This is a genomic window from Chryseobacterium sp. CCNWLW53, from assembly GCF_037083525.1.
In the GTDB taxonomy this organism is placed as follows: Bacteria; Bacteroidota; Bacteroidia; order Flavobacteriales; family Weeksellaceae; genus Chryseobacterium; species Chryseobacterium lathyri.
The window spans coordinates 1-19,454 of sequence record NZ_JBAOJR010000001.1 but is presented as its reverse complement, the minus strand read 5'-3'; the positions used below and the strand labels follow the sequence as shown (position 1 = coordinate 19,454).

General features: G+C 37.0%; 12 protein-coding genes and 1 pseudogene. 8 read left to right on the top strand and 5 right to left on the bottom strand.

The window, feature by feature from the left end; translation table 11 throughout:
• The 5 genes from V6R96_RS00065 to V6R96_RS00045 all read right to left on the bottom strand — a co-directional run bounded on the left by V6R96_RS00065 (window position 1) and on the right by V6R96_RS00045 (window position 6,040).
• Entirely contained in the window at window positions 1–1,509 is a 1,509-nt protein-coding gene (locus tag V6R96_RS00065; protein WP_336377635.1) for a vitamin K epoxide reductase family protein, read from the bottom strand.
• 807 nt (window positions 1,510–2,316) lie between these two features.
• The gene (locus tag V6R96_RS00060) at window positions 2,317–3,402 is read right to left on the bottom strand and encodes a DUF3810 domain-containing protein (RefSeq protein WP_336377634.1); all 1,086 of its coding nucleotides are present in this window, start codon (window positions 3,400–3,402) and stop codon (window positions 2,317–2,319) included.
• Window positions 3,365–4,810 (bottom strand): MFS transporter, encoded by a 1,446-nt coding sequence (locus V6R96_RS00055; protein ID WP_111957395.1) that lies wholly within the window; start codon window positions 4,808–4,810, stop codon window positions 3,365–3,367. Before V6R96_RS00055 ends, V6R96_RS00060 begins: the two co-directional genes overlap by 38 nt.
• 39 nt (window positions 4,811–4,849) lie before the next feature.
• Window positions 4,850–5,578, bottom strand: coding sequence for a lysophospholipid acyltransferase family protein (locus V6R96_RS00050; protein WP_336377633.1), 729 nt, complete (start codon window positions 5,576–5,578; stop codon window positions 4,850–4,852).
• 3 nt (window positions 5,579–5,581) lie between these two features.
• Entirely contained in the window at window positions 5,582–6,040 is a 459-nt protein-coding gene (locus V6R96_RS00045) for a GtrA family protein (RefSeq protein WP_111957399.1), read from the bottom strand.
• A 495-nt stretch (window positions 6,041–6,535) separates the two neighbouring features.
• Between V6R96_RS00045 and V6R96_RS00040 the strand changes: the two genes are divergently transcribed.
• From V6R96_RS00040 to V6R96_RS00005, 8 genes and pseudogenes are all read left to right on the top strand, one after another.
• On the top strand, window positions 6,536–6,799 hold the full coding sequence (locus tag V6R96_RS00040; protein WP_111957401.1) for a hypothetical protein: 264 nt from the start codon (window positions 6,536–6,538) through the stop codon (window positions 6,797–6,799).
• Window positions 6,800–6,874: 75 nt separating this feature from the next.
• Window positions 6,875–7,726 (top strand): BadF/BadG/BcrA/BcrD ATPase family protein, encoded by an 852-nt coding sequence (locus tag V6R96_RS00035; protein WP_336377632.1) that lies wholly within the window; start codon window positions 6,875–6,877, stop codon window positions 7,724–7,726.
• Between the two features lie 16 nt (window positions 7,727–7,742).
• Window positions 7,743–10,043, top strand: coding sequence for an NADP-dependent malic enzyme (locus tag V6R96_RS00030; RefSeq protein WP_111957405.1), 2,301 nt, complete (start codon window positions 7,743–7,745; stop codon window positions 10,041–10,043).
• A gap of 193 nt (window positions 10,044–10,236) precedes the next feature.
• Complete coding sequence (ruvA, locus tag V6R96_RS00025) at window positions 10,237–10,821, top strand: Holliday junction branch migration protein RuvA (RefSeq protein WP_111957407.1); 585 nt, start codon at window positions 10,237–10,239, stop codon at window positions 10,819–10,821.
• 57 nt (window positions 10,822–10,878) lie between these two features.
• Window positions 10,879–17,847: a cell surface protein SprA gene (gene sprA / locus V6R96_RS00020; protein ID WP_336378181.1), complete on the top strand. Its 6,969-nt coding sequence runs from the start codon at window positions 10,879–10,881 to the stop codon at window positions 17,845–17,847.
• Window positions 17,848–17,953: 106 nt separating this feature from the next.
• Window positions 17,954–18,280 (top strand): annotated as a pseudogene (locus V6R96_RS00015) (hypothetical protein); the annotation flags it as partial.
• Between the two features lie 116 nt (window positions 18,281–18,396).
• The gene (gene gcvH, locus V6R96_RS00010; RefSeq protein WP_111957411.1) at window positions 18,397–18,774 is read left to right on the top strand and encodes a glycine cleavage system protein GcvH; all 378 of its coding nucleotides are present in this window, start codon (window positions 18,397–18,399) and stop codon (window positions 18,772–18,774) included.
• The gene (locus tag V6R96_RS00005) at window positions 18,716–19,126 is read left to right on the top strand and encodes a VanZ family protein (protein WP_336377631.1); all 411 of its coding nucleotides are present in this window, start codon (window positions 18,716–18,718) and stop codon (window positions 19,124–19,126) included. The genes gcvH and V6R96_RS00005 overlap by 59 nt, the downstream gene beginning before the upstream one ends.
• Window positions 19,127–19,454 lie beyond the last annotated feature (328 nt).

Here is a 19,454-nt window from a genome sequence, read left to right as displayed (position 1 = left end):
TTATTGAAAGTCCTCATCTTCCATTAATTCATCAACAAAGAACCAAATATCTTCACGGTCATATTTGTCTGGAAACTGGTGCCCGTTGAGAATGAAAATAGGAGTGAAGTTCAGATCGTTGTTGCTGTTATCCTTGGTCATTTCAATAAATGGCGTTAAATCTTCTGTTGTAGATGATCCCGATAAAGAGACGATCTTGTTTTCATCTTTTGTTTCAAACCATTCTTCAACAGCTTTCAAAAATTCTTTTTCAGGCTTGTTGTGATAAATATGTTTAAAAGCTGAAAGTAATTTGGTGTATTTCTCATCAGCTCTTTCCGTAGAGTAGTTGAAACGGATCTGTACAGAAATGTCATCAGGATATTTTTCAAGAAGCCCTTCCATGATCTTATGGCCGTCTTTACAAAAACCACAATAAGGATTGGATACAATAGAAAGACGAAGTTTAGAGTTTTTATTTCCTAATACAAAAGTCTCCGTATCCTGGAATTCTATTTTTTCATTTTCTAAAAGCTGGCTTTTGAAAAGTTCATAATTTCTTTTAAATCTAAGGTTTTTAGCATTTGATTTCTGAAGACTTTCTTTTTGAGAAAGAATGTTGCTGAAATATAAAACAGCAGAGAAAACAAGGATCCACAGAACAGCTGTTAATAATAGAATTCCCACACTAAACGGTGTACTTTGAAAAAACAGAATGCTAAGTACTAATTGCCCTAACAAGATTGAAATAATCAGAAGACATACTCTGCAGAAAGCCTTTTCTACAAAAGCCTGGATGTATAATGAATAGGCAATGGCCAATACGGAAACAAGTGTAAATCCTTTTACAATATAAGCTGTTGCCGGTAAGAAAAGCCCCAGTATGGCAAGCCCTGTGAAGTAGATCAGAGAAAAATCTGAGAATTTTAAACCCAAAATACTTGTTTTATCCTGCTTGATGATCTTGTCACATGAATTGGTAGTCTGTTTGGCAGAGGTATCTCCACAAATACTTCCGATTACTGTAGAAGTATTTCCGAATTTCTGGTTGAAGATCTCCAGAGAAATATAGACACCTGCCAGGGAAAGAATATTAAAAAGAGCCTCGTATATCGTTTGAGTGAAAAAAGAGTAGCCAAGAATGATGGCGAAAACAACATATAAAAGAGGTTTAAAATCAAAGGCTGTCTTATTTTCTGCATTTTCAGTTTTTTCAAAAAGTAGGACGAAATCTGTTGATTTTTTATGAAGTTCTTCTTTATTGAGTGTTTTGGCTTTTTCAGAATAAACCGAATAACTGGCTCCCGATTTCTTTACCAGAGAAAAGGAATTATCTACGATCGCGATAAACTCTTCCGGCAGCTCATCCCAATATTCCTTATCAAGTTCATAAGCATCATTTTTTACGCCCATAAAGTTAAGCGTATCACTAAAAGCCAACGCAGAAGGATAGTTTGGATGAGAATTGAACTGAAAAGAAAACTCCTGTTTATCAAGTTTTAGATAGTTAATTAGCTTGTCGAAAATCATAGTAATATTTTTAACTAAAATACGCAGATGTTTTAAAAAAACAAATTTTTTTTCTATTAAGGGTGAGATATAAGGATGTTTTGGTGGATTTAATTTGAATATCAATAATTTGTTAAAGAAAAAAATGTTTCGCCTCTGATTATCGAACGTATCTGTACTTTAGAAGATTAGTTGTTTTTCATATCAGCTTTTTATCAACTCAGGTAAGTTATAATTTTCAATTGCTTTTTGTTTTAACAGGTTTTTACTCCATTTCTCTCATTTTTCAGAGTAAGGATTATATCCGCGCTTTACTCATCATCATGTATAATTATTTTACAGAAATATTCATTTTAGTTTCTAAATTTAATTTTACTTTTTATTTATTATAGTTTGACCATAAAGTAAAATGATACGTGCTAATGTTTTCTTGTTGCTAGATTAAAAATAAGTTGAATCTTCAATAATATTATTAAATAACTCTAATTTTATGGCTATAAAAAAACCGCAAAAACATGAATGCTTTATTTTTAAACAAATGTTTAGTTTTGTGAATTTTTATTAGTCTATTTTAGCTTTTTATGTTGATTGATTACTGAATCATAATTTTTGTTAAGGTTCTAATTTTCAAGGTTGAACACAAAAAAACTTAAAAAATCATAAAGTTTTCTTAAAGTTTTAAAAAACAATGGAAATGTTTTTGTATTTATAAAATATATTGTACTTTTACATCGCCTTGAATGAGGGAACAAGTCAAGGTAATAAATTTTTTTTCATCATTTGTGTTTTTAGAATCGTATCGCCTGATACGATTCTTTTGTTTGTTTATTACTTTTCGTAATTCAACAAGAGATCAATGAAGTAAGAATAAGTAACAGCACCTTCTTGCTGGTTGCTTTTTAAAAACAAATTATTCGTAAACCCGAAAAAATCATCCAACCACCCCTGATGTCTGAAAATAAAACTCCTTTCGTACATCCGGTCTCTTTTCATTGCCGGAGAATATTGTTTAAGGACTGATTTTACAAATTCGGGGTCTTCCTCAACAATAAACCTTAAAAGACTTTTTAACGTAAAATATTCAGTACTGTACCTTAAATCTGTATTTTTGGAATTCACACCAATCAGATAGCCTATGAAATTGGCTTCCTGCTCTCTGGCAAAACCAAGCTGGTGAGAACTTTCATGTGCAGAAGTAAACGGGATAAGAGTATGGGGAAGTTCTGCATTATATTGGGCCTCTGCTGTAAAAGGGTTATAATATCCCAGTATTCCTGTGAAATTCATCACACTTTTGAAAAGACTTGGTTTAAAAGCATTGATCTGTGGAGCACTTTTATCCGAAATATATTTCGGAAGCCGGGCTTGCTGATGCAAAATTTCTGTCTGGATAGAGGTAAGATCGGTAATAATGAATATTCCGTTTTTATCTTCCTGAACGGATTGTCGGGTAGCTTTGCATTTTTCCAGATAGCGTAGGGCTAATGTTTTTGCTTTACCAATTTCAGGTTCTTTTTGGCTGGAAAGTTTTTTAATGACAGGAGTCTGAAAATAAAGCATTCCCCAAAAGACCTGGTAGATGAAGTAAAAGATATTAATGGTAGCCAGAAGCTTCAAAATAGCCCCGTTTCTGCTTTTCTTTTTAAAACATAAAGCAAGACAGTATAAAAGAAAAATTCCCAAGAGAATATAGATAAGATCTCCGAAAGAAAAAGGAATCCAGCTGAAAAGTATTTGATGGATATTTTTCTGAAATTCGAAAAAACGTTCAAAGAAATAGATCGTTGTTCCGGACTTTGAGAAGCCATAGAACAAAAGAAATTGGGCAAGTAATACACCTGCCCAAAATCTCTTTTTATATATTATTTTTGTTGTATTAGTGACCACTGCCTTTAGAGATTTTATCCAGATCAATACCCTGGGATTTTAAGATCCCCGTTACACGGATTGCATAGAATGCAAGATAAGCAAAACACACAACACCTACGATATAGCTGAAGTGAATATTGGTTTTATCTGCAATATATCCCTGGATAAAGCTTACAATACCACCACCCATGATCATCATGATCAGATAGCCTGAACCTTGGTTGGTGTGCTTTCCGAGACCGTTGATTGCAAGAGCAAAAATACAAGGCCAGAGGGTAGAACAGAATAATCCTACACTGGTAAAAGCGTATACTGATACCATCCCTGTTGTAAACATTCCTATCAGTAAGGCGGCTATACCTGCTACAGAGAAAATCAAAAGCATTCTCGCCGGGTTTCCTTTACTCATAATGTCACAGATGATCATCACAATAATAACAGCACCGTATACATAGAAAGGTGAAAGGTCATGCTTAGCAATTGCATTCACTAATAAGAATACACCGAATGCAAGATAAGGGGCAAGGAATCTTAGAATCTTTTTGAATCCGGCACTCAGGTCAAATGCTTCTACTGCACCCGTCCAACGGCCTATCATTAATGAAGCCCAGTATAAGGAAATATAAGGCGCTACATCTTTGGTTTCAAAACCTAAGCTTTTTTCCATATAAGCAGGAAGGTTACTTGCTGTAGAAACTTCTACGCCTACATATACAAAAATTGCGATCATACCCATTACCAACTGAGGGTATTGAAAAGCGGATGTTTTGTGATCTCCCGGAATCACATCGTCAGTATCCTCTATAATAGTAGGAGTGATTGCAGGAAGAGAGGAGAACTTAAGCATGATGGCCACCAGCACAAATGCAACTCCCAGCATAAGATAAGGGACCTTTACGCTTTCGATACTTGCTTCTGTATTAGCTGCAGATGCAGCACCAAAAATCGCAAATGATACGAGAAGCGGTCCTATAGTTGTTCCCAGGTTATTGATTCCTCCCGCCATGGTAAGTCTCTGAGATCCTGTTTCAGATGGTCCCACTTCAATAGCTAGTGGATTCGCTACAATCTGTTGTAATGAGAAACCGAGTCCAACAATGAACAAACCGGAGATCATCAACGGAAACGATGCCAGATTTGCTGCCGGATAGAACAGTAAAGTTCCTGAGGCCGAAATAAGAAGACCCAAGATAAGGCCATTTTTGTAACCTATTTTATTAATAAGATCCTGTTTCAAACCTTTTGAAACAGCCATATAAATTAAAGAGCCCACGGTGTACGCCACATAAAAGCAAATCTGTACGAGCATACTTTCAGTTTGGGTCAATTTAAAGGCTTTTTGGAAAACTGGTATGAGAATGTCATTACTTGCTGCAACAAATCCCCAGAAAAAAAACACAGTAACCAAGGGAATAAACTGTCCCCAATTGGTTTGTTTAGAATAATTTGACATGTTTGTTAAAAATTTCGCAAACAAATATAACTATTTCTTTTAAATAGAATGTTCCAGCAATGTTTTTTTTATCTCTTTGTAAGCTTTTGTTTTCAGATCTCTCGGAGAATCTGATGGTTCCATGATTCCGTTGAAATATACTTTTACTTTTCCCGGGTAACCTTTTGCACTATCGAAAGGAAATATTTCTTTCAATCCTACAAAAGTGTACACTGCAATTGGAGAGTGATGTTTGGAAGATAAAGTAAATGCTCCGTCTTTAAATTCATCAAGAATAACAGAAGTATCGTCCGGAACGCCGCCTTCTGGGAATATCGCAATACTATTTCCTTCTTCCATCTTTTCTGCACATCTTCTGTAAACATCTGCACGGCTTCTTGCGCTGCCTCTGTCTACCATCACACATATCCTTTTATATATGGTACCGAAGATGGGAATTTTTACAAGTTCTTTTTTGCCTACAAAACAGATCGGATGATGGGGCATCAGGATGCAGGCAAGCATAATATCCATAATGGAAGTATGGTTCGAAATGAAAACGTACGGTTTACTTTTGTCTTTTTTCTGGTCAGAAAGATTGGTGAGATCATACCTCAAACCCATGCCGTAAAACATTCCAAAACACCAGATCCGGATAAATTTGTAAGCATATTTGTAATGCTTTTTATTAAAGGATAAGATATAGACAGGGATTCCCAATGTGACCGTTAAAACAAACGCCAGCAGCAGCAGCCATAATCTCCAGAGATAATTTAAAATTTTTGTCACTGCTTAACCGTTAAAAATTACTTTCTTTTTCACTGAATAATTAAGTATGGAAACCAGGAGGATTGCTGCAATCTTACTGATCATTTCAGGGCTTAAGGTATAAAAAAATAAATTGATATTGTCCTTAAATATAAAGCTGTAAAAAATCTGGAAAAAGCCTAAGCTTAATAAAGTTGAAATGAAGGATACTCCCATAAAATAAGCAAACTCTTTTCTTTTGGAATGCTTTCCTCTTTCAAAGACAAACCAGATGCTTAGGAAATAGTTGCTGATGATTCCACAGCATGTAGAGAAAATATTACTTAAAGGATAATGAATGCCATGAAAATTGGTTTCTCTGGCGAAAACATGCGGAAGGTAAGTACTGAATGCTTTGAAACTTCCAATCTCTACAATAGCACTGAGCCCCCCGGCAATAATGAAGAACAAAACCTGTTTCTGGCGTATTAGTAATTCTCTCATTCAATATATATGAGGTGCAAATTTATAACTATATGTCAATAATGGAAGAATAAAAGAATATTTTAAAATAAAATATTGATTTAATAAATTGGTTTTTTCAGTGAAATATATGGCGGTTTAATTTCCGGTATCATACATAGTTATAAAAGTCATGCGTCTGATATTCATTAGTTATAATTATTAATAATGAATGGGAAATTTCTTTTTATCATTTCAAAAAAAAATTAAAAGCGATAGCAACATTGATGTCTAAAAGGAATCTGAAAGTTTCGGCCAAAAATAATTTGGTAAGCATATGTTAAACATTGAAAAAAGTTGTTAAATTATTTTTTTGAACCAAAATAATTTCTAAATTTAATATTCAGAATGATGTAATTATAACCTGATAATAAATTCATTTTCAACTTCTTGTGTTGATGGTTTTTTCTATCTTGTAATGTGCGGTATAACGCATACTACCATAATTTTTACGACCCAAATTATAACAATATTTGTATGAAAAGTCAAAACAAATACAGAAAATTCCAGCTTCAGCAAAAAAATATTGAAGCTCTTGAGAGAGAAAATTCCCGCTTCAAAAGAGTGTATTCAGAATATGAAAATATGACAGACGAATTGTGGAACCTAGAAAACTCTACCAATGAACCTGTGCCTGATGATTTTATCAACGCCATCATGCTTCAGAGCTCTTATCTGGAAGATGAAATTGAAGACTGGCTCATCAAATTTGATAACCAAAAAGCTGATATAAAACATTAGAAGCTTCCAGTCTGTTTTTAAACGCTATTTGAAGATAAATTCATAATTTAGCATCCTTAAACTAAAATGTAAAATATGGTTGCTATTGTTGATAGTGGGTCTACCAAATCAGATTGGGTGATACTGGATGATTTCAAAAAAGTGTTTTTAAAAACAGAAACCATCGGCTTTAATCCCAATTTTATCAACAGAGAACTTATTGTTCCTGAAATAGAAAAGAACAGCAGCCTTATATTAGTCAAAAATTCCATAACCAAGATCTTCTTCTATGGCTCAGGCTGCGGTGTGAAAAAAAACTGCGAAACTATTGAAGAAGAGCTTAAAAGGATATTTACAAAAGCAGAAATCGTTGTGAAAGAAGATCTTATGGCCGCAGCTTATGCCGCATATAGCGGAAAGCCAGCTGTGGTATGTATTTTAGGTACAGGATCAAACTCTTGCTATTTCGACGGGAAAAACCTTAAAATAGAACTACCTTCTCTGGGTTTTCTTATGGGAGACGAAGGAAGCGGAAGTGCTATCGGGAAACAGCTCGTGCGCAGATACTTTATGAAAAAATTGCCGGCAGATCTTCATACAGAATTCGAACAGAACTATGGATTGAAGATTGAAGATGCATTGAAAAACATGTATCACAGCCCGCGACCTAATGCCTGGTTGGCGGATTTCAACAAATTTGTCATCGAAAGAAAGGAACATCCTTACTTTAAAAATATGGTGTACGAAGAAATGAAAAATTTCTTTGAATACCAGGTAATTCCATATCAGGAATCAAAAGAAGCCGAGATCAATTTCATCGGCTCTATCGCTTATTATTATGAAAGTACCCTCCGCTCTGTTGCGGCAGAATTTCATTTACATGTGGGCCACGTTGTCCAGAAACCTATCGAAAGTTTAGTAGACTACCATATTAAGTATATACTTTAATAAAAAACAAAATTCTATGTCAAGTAAAACCCACCGCGACGAAAAGAACTTTAATCAGGCCGCGTTAGATTATCATAAAGCCGAACCTAAAGGAAAGATCGAAGTTATCCCTTCAAAACCGCACTCGTCTCAAAGAGATCTGTCATTGGCGTACTCACCGGGGGTGGCGGTTCCTTGTATGGAGATCCATGATAAACCGGAAACTGTGTACGACTACACAGGTAAAGGAAACCTGGTAGCTGTAATTTCCAACGGAACAGCTGTATTAGGACTTGGAGATATTGGAGCTGAAGCTTCAAAACCGGTAATGGAAGGAAAAGGTCTTTTGTTCAAGATCTTTGCAGATATCAACGTTTTTGATATTGAGATCGATGAAAAAGATCCGGATAAATTCATTCAGATTGTAAAAGGTATTGCTCCTACATTCGGAGGAATCAACCTTGAAGATATTAAAGCTCCTGAAGCGTTCTATATCGAACAGAAGCTTAAAGAAGAACTGGATATTCCTTTAATGCACGATGACCAGCATGGAACGGCAATTATTTCAGCTGCTGCATTGATTAATGCTCTTCAGATCGCTAGCAAAAATATCGGAGAAGTGAGAATGGTAGTAAATGGAGCAGGAGCCGCAGCCATTGCATGTACCAATCTATATATTTCTCTGGGTCTGAAAAGAGAAAATGTTTTAATGTGTGACAGTAAAGGAGTGATCAATCATAAAAGAGAAAACCTTACGCCTGAAAAAATTGACTTTATTGCCAATACAGATATCGAAACACTTGAAGATGCCGTAAAAGGTTCAGATGTTTTCATCGGTCTGTCAAAAGGAAACGTAATGACTCCGGAAATGCTTTCCAGCATGAATGAGAATCCTATCGTTTTTGCTTTGGCAAACCCGGATCCTGAAATTGCTTACGACCTTGCCCTTGAAACCCGTAAAGATGTGATCATGGCAACAGGTAGAAGTGATTATCCTAACCAGGTGAACAATGTATTGGGATTCCCTTATATTTTCCGTGGAGCATTAGATGTTCAGGCAAAAGGAATCAACGAAGAGATGAAGCTGGCAGCTGTACACGCTATCGCAGATCTTGCAAAAGAACCTGTACCGGAAGCTGTAATATTGGCTTATAATGTTCAGAACCTGCAATTTGGAAGAGAATACTTTATTCCAAAGCCGTTTGATAACAGGTTAATTACGAAAGTATCCAGCGCTGTAGCAAAAGCAGCCATTGAAAGTGGTATTGCCAGAAAAACCATCGAAGACTTCGAAGAATACGAAAACCAGCTGCTGGACAGAATGGGAAGAGATGAAAAGCTGGTAAGAATGATGCAGAGCCGTGCTAAATCGAATCCAAAGAGAATTACTTTAGGTAACGCTGAAGAATATAATGTATTGAAAGCCGCACAGATTCTTTACGAAGAAGGGATTGCTTTCCCAAGTCTGTTAGGAGATAAAAAATACATCAAAGAGCAAATGGAACGTTTCGGTATCACCCTGGATATTCCGATTATAGATCCAAGTGATGACGATCAGAAAGAAAACAGGAAAAAGTACAGAGAAACTCTTTGGAAACTTCGTCAGAGAAAAGGGATGAATGAGTACAAAGCGAAAAGATATGTGCGTCAGAGAGATTATTTCGGTCCGCTAATGCTGAGACATGGAGATACAGATGGCCTTATCGTTGGTTTCTCTAAAAACTATACTTCAGTGCTCCGTCCTGTTTTAGAAGTTATTGAAAAAGATAAAGGAGTAGACAAAATAGCAGCAATGATGATGATCCTTTCAGAAAAGAAACCTATCTTCTTCGCTGACACATCCATCAATCAGAATCCTACAGCGGAAGATCTTGTGAATATTGCTAAAATGGCTGAAATCACAGTGAAATCTTTTGCAATAGAGCCTAGAATTGCCATGCTTGGTTTCGAAAACTTTGCCGCAATTTCTGACACTTCCAAAAAAGTAGCCAAAGCAGTAAGCATTCTCCACGAGAAATACCCAAAAATGGTTGTTGATGGCGAGATCCAGCCGGATTTTGCCATGAATGCAGATCATTTAAGCGATTATCCTTTCTCAAAATTAGGAACAACGCCTGCCAATACTTTCGTTTTCCCGAATCTTGAAAGTGCCAATCTTTCTTACAAGATCATCAGAGGAATGAAAGTGGCACAGGTGATCGGACCAATCTTGATGGGATTAAAGCAACCTGTACACGTTTTACAGATGCGTTCAAGCGTAGATGAAATTGTAAACTTAGCTACTGTGGCGGTTCTTGATGCCCAGAGAAGAGAAAAGAAAAACTCTGAAAAAAAATAGCTAAATGCTGAGGCCGCCATAAATGGCAGTTTGATAATCATAAAAATAACAGAAGGCTCCTATTTTGGAGTCTTTTGTTTTTATATTAATTCCTTGAATTTACGATCAAAATTTAAGTTAAAAATCATTCGCACGTGAAATGAAAATATTAATTAGTTTAAATTGCTATATTTGGGAGTTTTAAAAATTAATAATGATATTTTCCTTACAAGGCAGTGTTCAAGAACTTACACCCACTTACGCAGTAATCAATGTACAAGGAGTTGGTTACTATGTAGGTATCAGTTTGATGACCTCCCAGGCTCTGGCCCTGAATAAGCCGGCATTCTTATTTACTCAGCAGATCATACGGGAAGATGCTCATCTTCTCTTTGGATTTAACACTCGTTCAGAAAAAGACATGTTCAATCTGTTAATAAGTGTTAACGGAGTAGGAGCTGTTTCTGCCCTTATCCTCCTTTCCACCTTGAGCCTTGAGGAGATCGCTTCAGCCATTCTCTCCAAGAACAGTGCACTGATTCAAAAAGCCAAAGGAATAGGTGCCAAAACTGCAGAAAGAATTATTGTAGATTTAAAGGATAAAGTCCAAAAATTCAGTATTGGAGAAGAAAATATTTCTTCTTTTGTGGATAATAAAGTCAAGGAAGAATCGTTATCTGCATTAGAAGTTTTAGGGATTCCGAAACGAATGAGCGAGAAGATCGCAGACAGGATGATGAAGCAGAATCCTGAGATCTCCGTAGAAGAATTGGTAAAACAAATTTTAAAAAACATTTAACATTTGGTGGCGAATAATAAGCATCTGAAAATATTTTTGTTCCTGTCGTTCCTGTGTATGTCAGTAAGTGCCTTTGCACAACAGGTACGTGATACTGCGATCATAAAGAAAGATTATCAACTGGCTGACCCTACAAGGTATGAGGCCTTTTATGACATAAAAACAGGGATGTACTATGTATATCCTAAAATAGGAAATACCTATACAGGTCCTCCTACAGCCATGTCTCCGGAAGAGTATAAAGAATTTATGCTCGCAACGCAGTCTAAAGCTTACTACAAAGAAAAATCCGATAAGTACAGTCTCCTTTACAGAAGAGATAGAACGGACGCCCGTAAGAAAGGTCTTATTCCATCTTTGATGATCAACAACAGGCTGTTTGAAACTATTTTCGGAAGTAATAAAATAGAGATCATTCCTTCAGGATATGCCTCTTTAGATTTTGCCGGACTGTACCAAAAAATAGATAATCCACTGATCCTGCCACAGAACAGGACCAGTTTTACCTTTGATATAGACCAGAGGATACAGCTTGGATTATTGGGTAAAGTAGGAGAGAATCTCCAGTTGAAAGCCAATTACGATACCCAGAGTGGTTTTGCATTCGAAAACAGGATGAATCTTGTATGGCAGGCAAAAGGAAACTGGAAAGACCTTCAGACTAAAGGTCTTGGTGAAGTAGACAAACCCAGTGCAGGAGGAGAAGATAAAATTATTAAAAGAATAGAATTCGGTAACGTTAATATGCCGCTTTCTACCAGTCTTATCCGAGGCTCGCAGTCATTATTCGGGGTAAAAACAGAATTCCAGTTAGGGAAAACCTATGGAACAGTAGTTCTTTCCCAGCAACAGGGGGAAGCCCGTAATATTGTAGTACAGGGTGGAGGCGTTATGAATAACTTTAAAGTCAACGCTATTGACTACGAAGACAACCAACACTTTTTCCTGGGACATTACTTCCTGGACCGTTATGATAATGCACTGGCCAATTATCCACAGATCAACTCCACGGTAAATATTACCAGGCTGGAAGTCTGGGTACTAGACCAGGGGAACAGTAACCTGGCATATCAGAAAAGTATTATTGGTATCCGAGATTTGGGAGAAGGTGCTTCAGGATTGCCGGACAACTCTCAGAATGGATTATACCCATCTATTAATGCAGCAATAGGTCCAAGAGAAGCTGGTAAAAATTATGCGACAACCTTTCAGGGGCAGATGTTCCCGGGAAGTGCGCAGCCTTACGATAACGGAGAACAGTTTATTTTTAATACAAAAGCAAGAAGGCTGAATGCTAATGAATATACATTACAGCCTCAGTTAGGATATATTTCATTGAACCAAAAGCTGAACGAGAATCAGCTTTTAGCCGTTTCCTATTCCTTTACGGATGGTACCAATAAAGTTTATAAAGTAGGGGAATTCTCCGAAGAAAGTCCTGTATTGGTAACGAAAGTTCTTAGGGTAAACAATAAAGTAAATACAGAATCTCCAATGTGGGACCTGATGATGAAAAACATCTATTCTTTAGATGCAGGGCAGGTAGCGCAAGACGGCTTTATTCTTAATGTATTCTACAGAGATCCGAAGACCGGTGGTAAAGTGAATTATCTTCCCGGAACCAGTGTCCAGGACAAAAATTTACTGAAATTGCTTAACTGGGACCGTCTCAACATGAATGGTGACATCCAGGCCAGCAGCGGTATATTGGGAGACGGTATCTTTGACTTTGTTAACGGAATTACGATCAGGCCGGAAACAGGTAGGATTATCTTTACCAAAGTACAGCCTTTCGGAAGCTTTATGCAGGGACAGGTCGGGAATGATCCGCAGTTTGTTTTCACAGATCTCTACAGACAGCAGAAGCAGGTAGCATCTTCCAGCAATCTTGCCCAGAGATATACCATAGAAGGACGGTACAAAGGAACACAGGGGCAGGGGATTTCTCTTGGTGCTGTAAACGTTCCGCAGGGATCTGTAAAAGTTTCGGCGAATGGTGTTCAGCTGACAGAAGGGGTAGACTACACTGTGGATTATATGCTCGGAACAGTAACCATCATCAATGAAAATGTTAAGCAGTCCGGACAGGCTATCAATATCTCATTAGAAAACCAGCTTACCTTTAATACCCAGAGAAAAAGATTCTTGGGATTAAACCTGGAAAGAAGATTCAATGAGAACTTTATAATAGGGGGTACAGTTGTTAATTATTCCGAATCTCCGCTTACTCAGAAAGTAAACTACGGGCAGGAAGCTGTTAATAACACAATGGCCGGGATCAACATGATGTACAACAATCAGGTTCCTTTCCTGACAAGGCTTACAGATAAGATCCCATTTGTAAATACAGAAGCTCCATCGAACCTGAACTTTAAAATGGAAGGGGCATATCTTCTTCCGGGATTGAATAAAGGAACAAATGATCAATCTTATGTAGACGATTTCGAACAGACAACGTCTAAAATATCCTTAAAAGAACCCACTGCATGGAGCTTGGCTTCAAGACCAGAGAAAAACTTGGCGGCACCATTTAACGGAGCTCCTAGTGATGACGCTGTGACAAGCGGTTATGGAAGAGGACTTTTATCATGGTATAATATTGATCCGAGATTCTGGGGAGTAGGAGGAAGAGCACCGGCAGGAATTACAGCGCAGTCTGTTTCCAACCACGCATCCAGAAGAGTTCAGTATTCCGAAATTTATAATAACAGAGATTTTGTTGCGGGGGAGCAGACCTTCACCAATACTTTAGATATTTCTTACTATCCTCAGGAAAAAGGTCCATACAACGTTAATCCGGGTTCCGAAACAGCGGCTTCCAGATGGGCGGGAATTATGAGACCCATCAGTGTTTCCAATTTCGTTAATTCAAATATAGAATATGTTGAATTCTGGATGATGGATCCTTATGCGGATGGAACTGTCTTAGGTGATAGAGCGAGACTTTTACTTCAGTTAGGGAACGTTTCTGAAGATATCCTGAAAGACGGCAAAATGCAGTATGAAAATGGTCTTCCTACTCCGGGAGCACCCTCTACTACTACAACTTCCAATTGGGGAGTACAACCGAAACAGCCGCCAATTCTTTATGCGTTTTCAAGTGAAGGTGATGACAGAAGATCTCAGGATTTAGGATATGATGGTTTAAGCTCAGATCAAGAATCTATGAGATTCGGAAATACATTTGTTAACCCGGTTACCAATTTAGTTGACCCTGCTGTGGATGATTTCGTATTCTTCATGTCAGATAAATTTACAGGTAATCAGGCGGCATCACTTGTTCAGAGATATAAATATTTCAGAAACCCGGAAGGAAACTCTCAGGCTAATTCATTGGAAGTGGCTTCACAGACTCCGGACGCAGAAGATATCAACAAAGATTATAACCTTGACCAGACAGAAAGCTACAATGAATATGTTGTAAAATTAGATAAGCCGAGTCTTGCCCTAGGACAGAACAATATCGTAGATGTAAAAACTGTAAAGGCCACTTTTCAGAACGGACAGTCTTCTGACGTGAAATGGTACCTGTTCAGAATTCCTGTTTCGAAATATGCAGAAACTGATGCGGAAGGAGAACGAAGTGCATCAGTGCTTAACAATGTAAGATTCGCGAGACTAATGCTTGCAGGTTTTGAGCAGACTTCAACTTTAAGATTCGGGACAATGGATCTTGTAAGATCAGACTGGAGAAGATATCCAAATCAGATTGCCAGCCCTACAGTATCTTCACAACAGGAAGGGGTAGGTATAGCACAAAATAATAACTTCGAAGTAGGAAGTGTAAATATTGAAGAGAATGCCCTTAACCAGCCTCCTTATGTATTGCCTCCGGGAATTGACAGACAGGTGTTGAGTGGAAATGCGGGAGCACAGAGACAGAATGAAGCTTCACTTTACATGAAGATAGACGGTCTTGCCGGAGAAGCAAGAGGAGTTTTCAAGAATACTACTCTGGATATGAGAAGATATAAAAAACTAAAACTTTTTGTACATGCTCAGGACCCGACAGACAGATATCAGGGTATCGATTCTGAATCTAAATTCTTCATCCGTTTCGGAAGTGATGCTACGGACAACTATTATGAGTATGAATCTCAAATGTTGCTAACGCCTAGGACAGCAACTACACCTTTTGAAATCTGGCCTGTTGAAAACAATGTGGATCTGGAAATCCAAAACTTTGTAGATGCCAAAATTCGAAGAGATAAGAGTTCATCTAACATTGTAGACAGAATCATGGATCCTAATTTTGGAGATGAGTCAAAAAGAATTTATATCAAAGGACGTCCAAGTTTAGGAAATATTACTACCATTATGATTGGGGTAAGAAATACAAGCCGTTCAAACTCTATTACCAGAATTCTTTGGGTAAATGAGATCCGTCTTTCTGAAATTGAAAATGATGGAGGATATGCAGGTAACGCAAGTCTGAACTTTAACCTTGGAGATTTTGCTACTGTAAATACGAGTGCATCTTATACATCCGTAGGTTTCGGTAATATAGATTCAAAGCCGGCAGAAAGAAACCAGTCTACACAGTCTGCATTCAGTATTAATACTGCTGTAAACGTAGATAAATTCCTTCCTGAAAAAAGCGGGATGAAAATTCCTTTAAACTATTCCTACTCACAAACTATCGAGGATCCGAAATATAACCCTCTTGATACCGATGTGGAATTCAGCAAGGCAGCTAACAAGGAGCAGCTTAAAAAAGTAGCAAGAACTTATACACAGCAAAGAAGTATTGGCGTTGTCAATATGCATAAGGAAAGGGTAAATCCAAATAAGAAACCTAAATTCTATGATATTGAGAACGTTTCCGTAACGGCAGTTTATAATGACGATTATTACAGAGATATTTATACTTCAAGAAACTATAGACAATATCTGAGAGGTTATGTTGATTACAACTATACTTTCAAACCGTGGGTAATTAAGCCATTCAACAAAATGATTAGCGATACGGCGAAATCTACAAAATATCTGAGATGGATCAAAGAATTCAATTTCAACCCGGTTCCTACAAGATTGTCTTTCAGAACTGAAGTAGACAGAAATTACAATGAGCTTGAATTTAGAAATGTAGAAGCAATCTTAAGTGGAAATACCGGTGATAGTTTTGCTGCGATCAAAAACAGAAACTTCTTCTTCGGGTGGCAGTACGGTTTAGGATTCAACTTTACAAAATCATTAAAGTTAGAAATCAATTCCGCAACAAGAACCCTCAATGATAATGTAGATGTAAATGGCATGAGTGACAAATCTATCTTTGGAAATGTATTCAGAGCAGGTAGACCGGTATTGTACAATCACAGAGTACAGCTAAACTACAAACTGCCGTTCCAGTACCTTCCGTATTTAGATTTCATCGATGCAGAAGTTGGGTATGGACTTACATATAACTGGAATGCAAGATCTACCGCACTTCTTTCAAGTCCTGAAGGAAGCCTAGGTTCCGTAGGTCAGAATACAAACGTGATTCAGGCTACGGCTACTGCAGATATTCCGAAGTTCTTCGGGCAGTTTAAATATTTCAAAAACATTTCTGCAAAACTGCAGAAGCGTAAACAGGAAATTGACTCATTGAACAACGCATATACACAGCAGTGGGAGAAAAAAAGATATAGATATAAGAGCTATAAATTCAAAAATAAACTGACAATACTGCAGAGCGCAGCTTTCGCACTAACATCGTTCAAACAGTTAGATATTAATTATTCTGAAAATAACGGAACGGTACTTCCAGGTTTACTTTCAGCACCAAATATGTATGGGTATGGCCAGACATTAGGAGGTCCTACGATTGGATTCCTTTTCGGATCACAGGCTGATATCAGAAGAACCGTGCTGGAAAATGGATGGGTAAGTGATTCCCCTTATATGACCGATCCTTATGTGAAAATGTCAACAAAAGAATTAAGGGCCAATTTACAGATCGTTCCTATCAATGATTTCAGAATTGATCTTAGTGCACTGCATAATTACAACAGAAACTTTTCACAGTCTGGATTTAATAACCGAAATAACCTTGGAACAGCAAATCATGATTATGCATTTGCGAATGATCAGGTAACTTATTCTAACTCTGTGGTACTTCTTAAAACGTCATTCAAAGAGACCCAGGCCGTTTATCAGGCAATCAGGGAAAATGCAATGATCCTTTCCCAGCAGATGGGATTAGGAGAAGTACTGAACAGCGATGGCTTTGCAGATCATTATAGTATTGCCAATGCTTATGTATTGATCCCTGCATTCCGGGCGGCAGTTGAAGGCAAATCTGTTAGGCAGATGGGAAATGCTAAAAAAGCAGGTCTTCCGATTCCAAACTGGAAGATTACCTATTCAGGTTTAAGAAACATTCCGATCATTAATGGTCAGTTCTCTAAATTTGATATCCTGCACGGATATACCGCGACCTATACGGCAACCGGTATCCAGTCAAGTATAGATTACTTTAACAGGCTTTCCGGTGGAAATGCATTTGATGTCAATAATGATTACATCAATCCGTTTACATTCTCTCAGGTTGGTTATGTGGAGTCTTTCTCGCCACTTATCGGTATAGATGTTACCATGAGAAACAATATGCAGTTTGGACTTCAGTATAATAGAAACAGGATGATGCTATTAGGATTGGTCAACCATACTCTTACTGAAGACTCCAATACGGAATATGTAGTAAGACTTGGATATATCGTTAAAAACTTCAGACTTGGTATGGCCAATACGAGAGGATCTAGGGGGAAAGGAAGTGACCTGAACATCAGAGGAGATATTTCACTGAGAGACAGCAAAACTTCCATCATGAATATCCTGTTGAATGATTCACAGATCACCGGAGGACAGAAACTCATGAATATAAAGCTTTCTGCAGATTATAACGTTTCAGAAAATCTGAACCTGAGAGTATTCTATGAGCAGATGACTTCCAAATACAAAATATCAACGGCATTTCCATTGTCTACCATTAGGGCCGGTCTGTCTGCAACATTTACATTTGGAGACTCAGGTGGTGGTTTCTAAGAAAAAAATTAATATATAATTACTAAAATAAAAATCCCTTTCTGTAAAAGAAGGGGATTTTAGTTTTAATTCACGTTTTTTGGAATAGCTTGGTCTATGCAATATCTTTGATGCAAAAGAAGTAAAAGTAACCCTAACATCAACAGCTGATTTTGTTTTTGATGAAGAGTATAAGCTGCCGGAATTAGATGAGGTAGAAAAGCACATTAAAGAGAAAAAGCACCTTCCTGAAATTGCATCAGCAGCACAGATGGAAAAAGAAGGAGTGAATATTGGAGACTTTCAGATTAAGCTTCTTCAGAAAATCGAAGAACTTACGCTGTATACGATTGAGCAAAATAAGCAGCTTAAAAAACTTCAGGAGAATAATGATAAGCTCATGAAAGAAATGGATGAGTTAAAAGCAATAAAAAAAATAATTGTTATACAATAGTCAATCGTTGATTCAGTAGCGATTTTTTATTTTGTCTCCAAAATTTAATTAAGATATTCATTACCTCTTTGAACCTTTTATTATTTTGAATACATTTGTACAAAATAAAAATTAAAATGAATACACCATCAGAATTAAAGTACACTAAAGATCACGAATGGATCAAGATTGAAGGTAATGTTGCTACAATCGGTATTACAGACTTTGCACAGGGAGAATTGGGCGATATCGTATACGTAGATGTAGATACTGTAGATGATGATCTTGAAGGGGCGGCTGTTTTCGGAAGTGTAGAAGCAGTGAAAACTGTTTCAGATTTATTCCTGCCTATTGCCGGAAAAGTTATTGAGTTTAATTCAGAGTTGGAAGATCAGCCTGAGCTGTTAAATACAGACCCTTATGGAAACGGATGGATCATTAAATTAGAAATTGCTGATGGTGCAGATCATTCAGAACTGCTTACTGCAGAAGAATACCAGGCAATCATTGGATAAGGTTTCAAAAATATTTAGTAAGATTTTGCCCATTTATTGGGCATTTCTTACTTATATGCTCCTAAAACCAGGCGAAGAAAATAACGAATACTGGTTCATGTTCGACGGTATTGATAAAGTTTTGCATGTGAGCATATTTGCAATGTTGGGTTTCTGTTTCATTGCCACTTTTCACAAAATTAAATTTTCATATTTCTTTCAGATCATCCTTATATATGCTTTCCTTACTGAAATCTTCCAGGAAGAAATGGGCTTAGGCAGATCCATGGAATCTTTAGATATAGTAGCAGATACTATAGGATGTCTGATTGGATACTCTCTATATAAGGTATTAGTTAAACGTTTTTTCTAAACCAAACTTTCTTATTTTTTTCTCAACGACGATTGTGGATAACTACAGTATGTGCATAAAGTCTTAATAATCAAAATACTGTATTAATACTTATCCCCAATGTAAAATGTATGTAAATTTTATGTTAAATAAGTTTGTTTTGCGTGATATTAAGTTGTTATCTTTGCCGCACTGAAAAACGAGAGTGGAACAGTAGCGCAGAAGAGCTTTTAGATAAGCGATAAGTATTTAAAAAAGCTTACAGGAATCAGGAGAAAAAGCTTAGCAATATTTTAATAAATAAAAGTTGTGGGTTTTAATTTTTTTTGTATCTTTGCAGTCCGGTTAA

What these genes read in the sequence shown, in the direction of transcription:
- V6R96_RS00065 (WP_336377635.1), bottom strand. Translation starts at nt 1,509, where the DNA reads ATGATTTTCGACAAGCTAATTAACTATCTAAAACTTGATAAACAGGAG.
- V6R96_RS00055 (WP_111957395.1), bottom strand. Translation starts at nt 4,810, where the DNA reads ATGTCAAATTATTCTAAACAAACCAATTGGGGACAGTTTATTCCCTTG.
- V6R96_RS00045 (WP_111957399.1), bottom strand. Translation starts at nt 6,040, where the DNA reads ATGAGAGAATTACTAATACGCCAGAAACAGGTTTTGTTCTTCATTATT.
- V6R96_RS00040 (WP_111957401.1), top strand. Translation starts at nt 6,536, where the DNA reads ATGAAAAGTCAAAACAAATACAGAAAATTCCAGCTTCAGCAAAAAAAT.
- V6R96_RS00035 (WP_336377632.1), top strand. Translation starts at nt 6,875, where the DNA reads ATGGTTGCTATTGTTGATAGTGGGTCTACCAAATCAGATTGGGTGATA.
- V6R96_RS00030 (WP_111957405.1), top strand. Translation starts at nt 7,743, where the DNA reads ATGTCAAGTAAAACCCACCGCGACGAAAAGAACTTTAATCAGGCCGCG.
- ruvA (WP_111957407.1), top strand. Translation starts at nt 10,237, where the DNA reads ATGATATTTTCCTTACAAGGCAGTGTTCAAGAACTTACACCCACTTAC.
- sprA (WP_336378181.1), top strand. Translation starts at nt 10,879, where the DNA reads ATGTCAGTAAGTGCCTTTGCACAACAGGTACGTGATACTGCGATCATA.
- gcvH (WP_111957411.1), top strand. Translation starts at nt 18,397, where the DNA reads ATGAATACACCATCAGAATTAAAGTACACTAAAGATCACGAATGGATC.
- V6R96_RS00005 (WP_336377631.1), top strand. Translation starts at nt 18,716, where the DNA reads ATGGTGCAGATCATTCAGAACTGCTTACTGCAGAAGAATACCAGGCAA.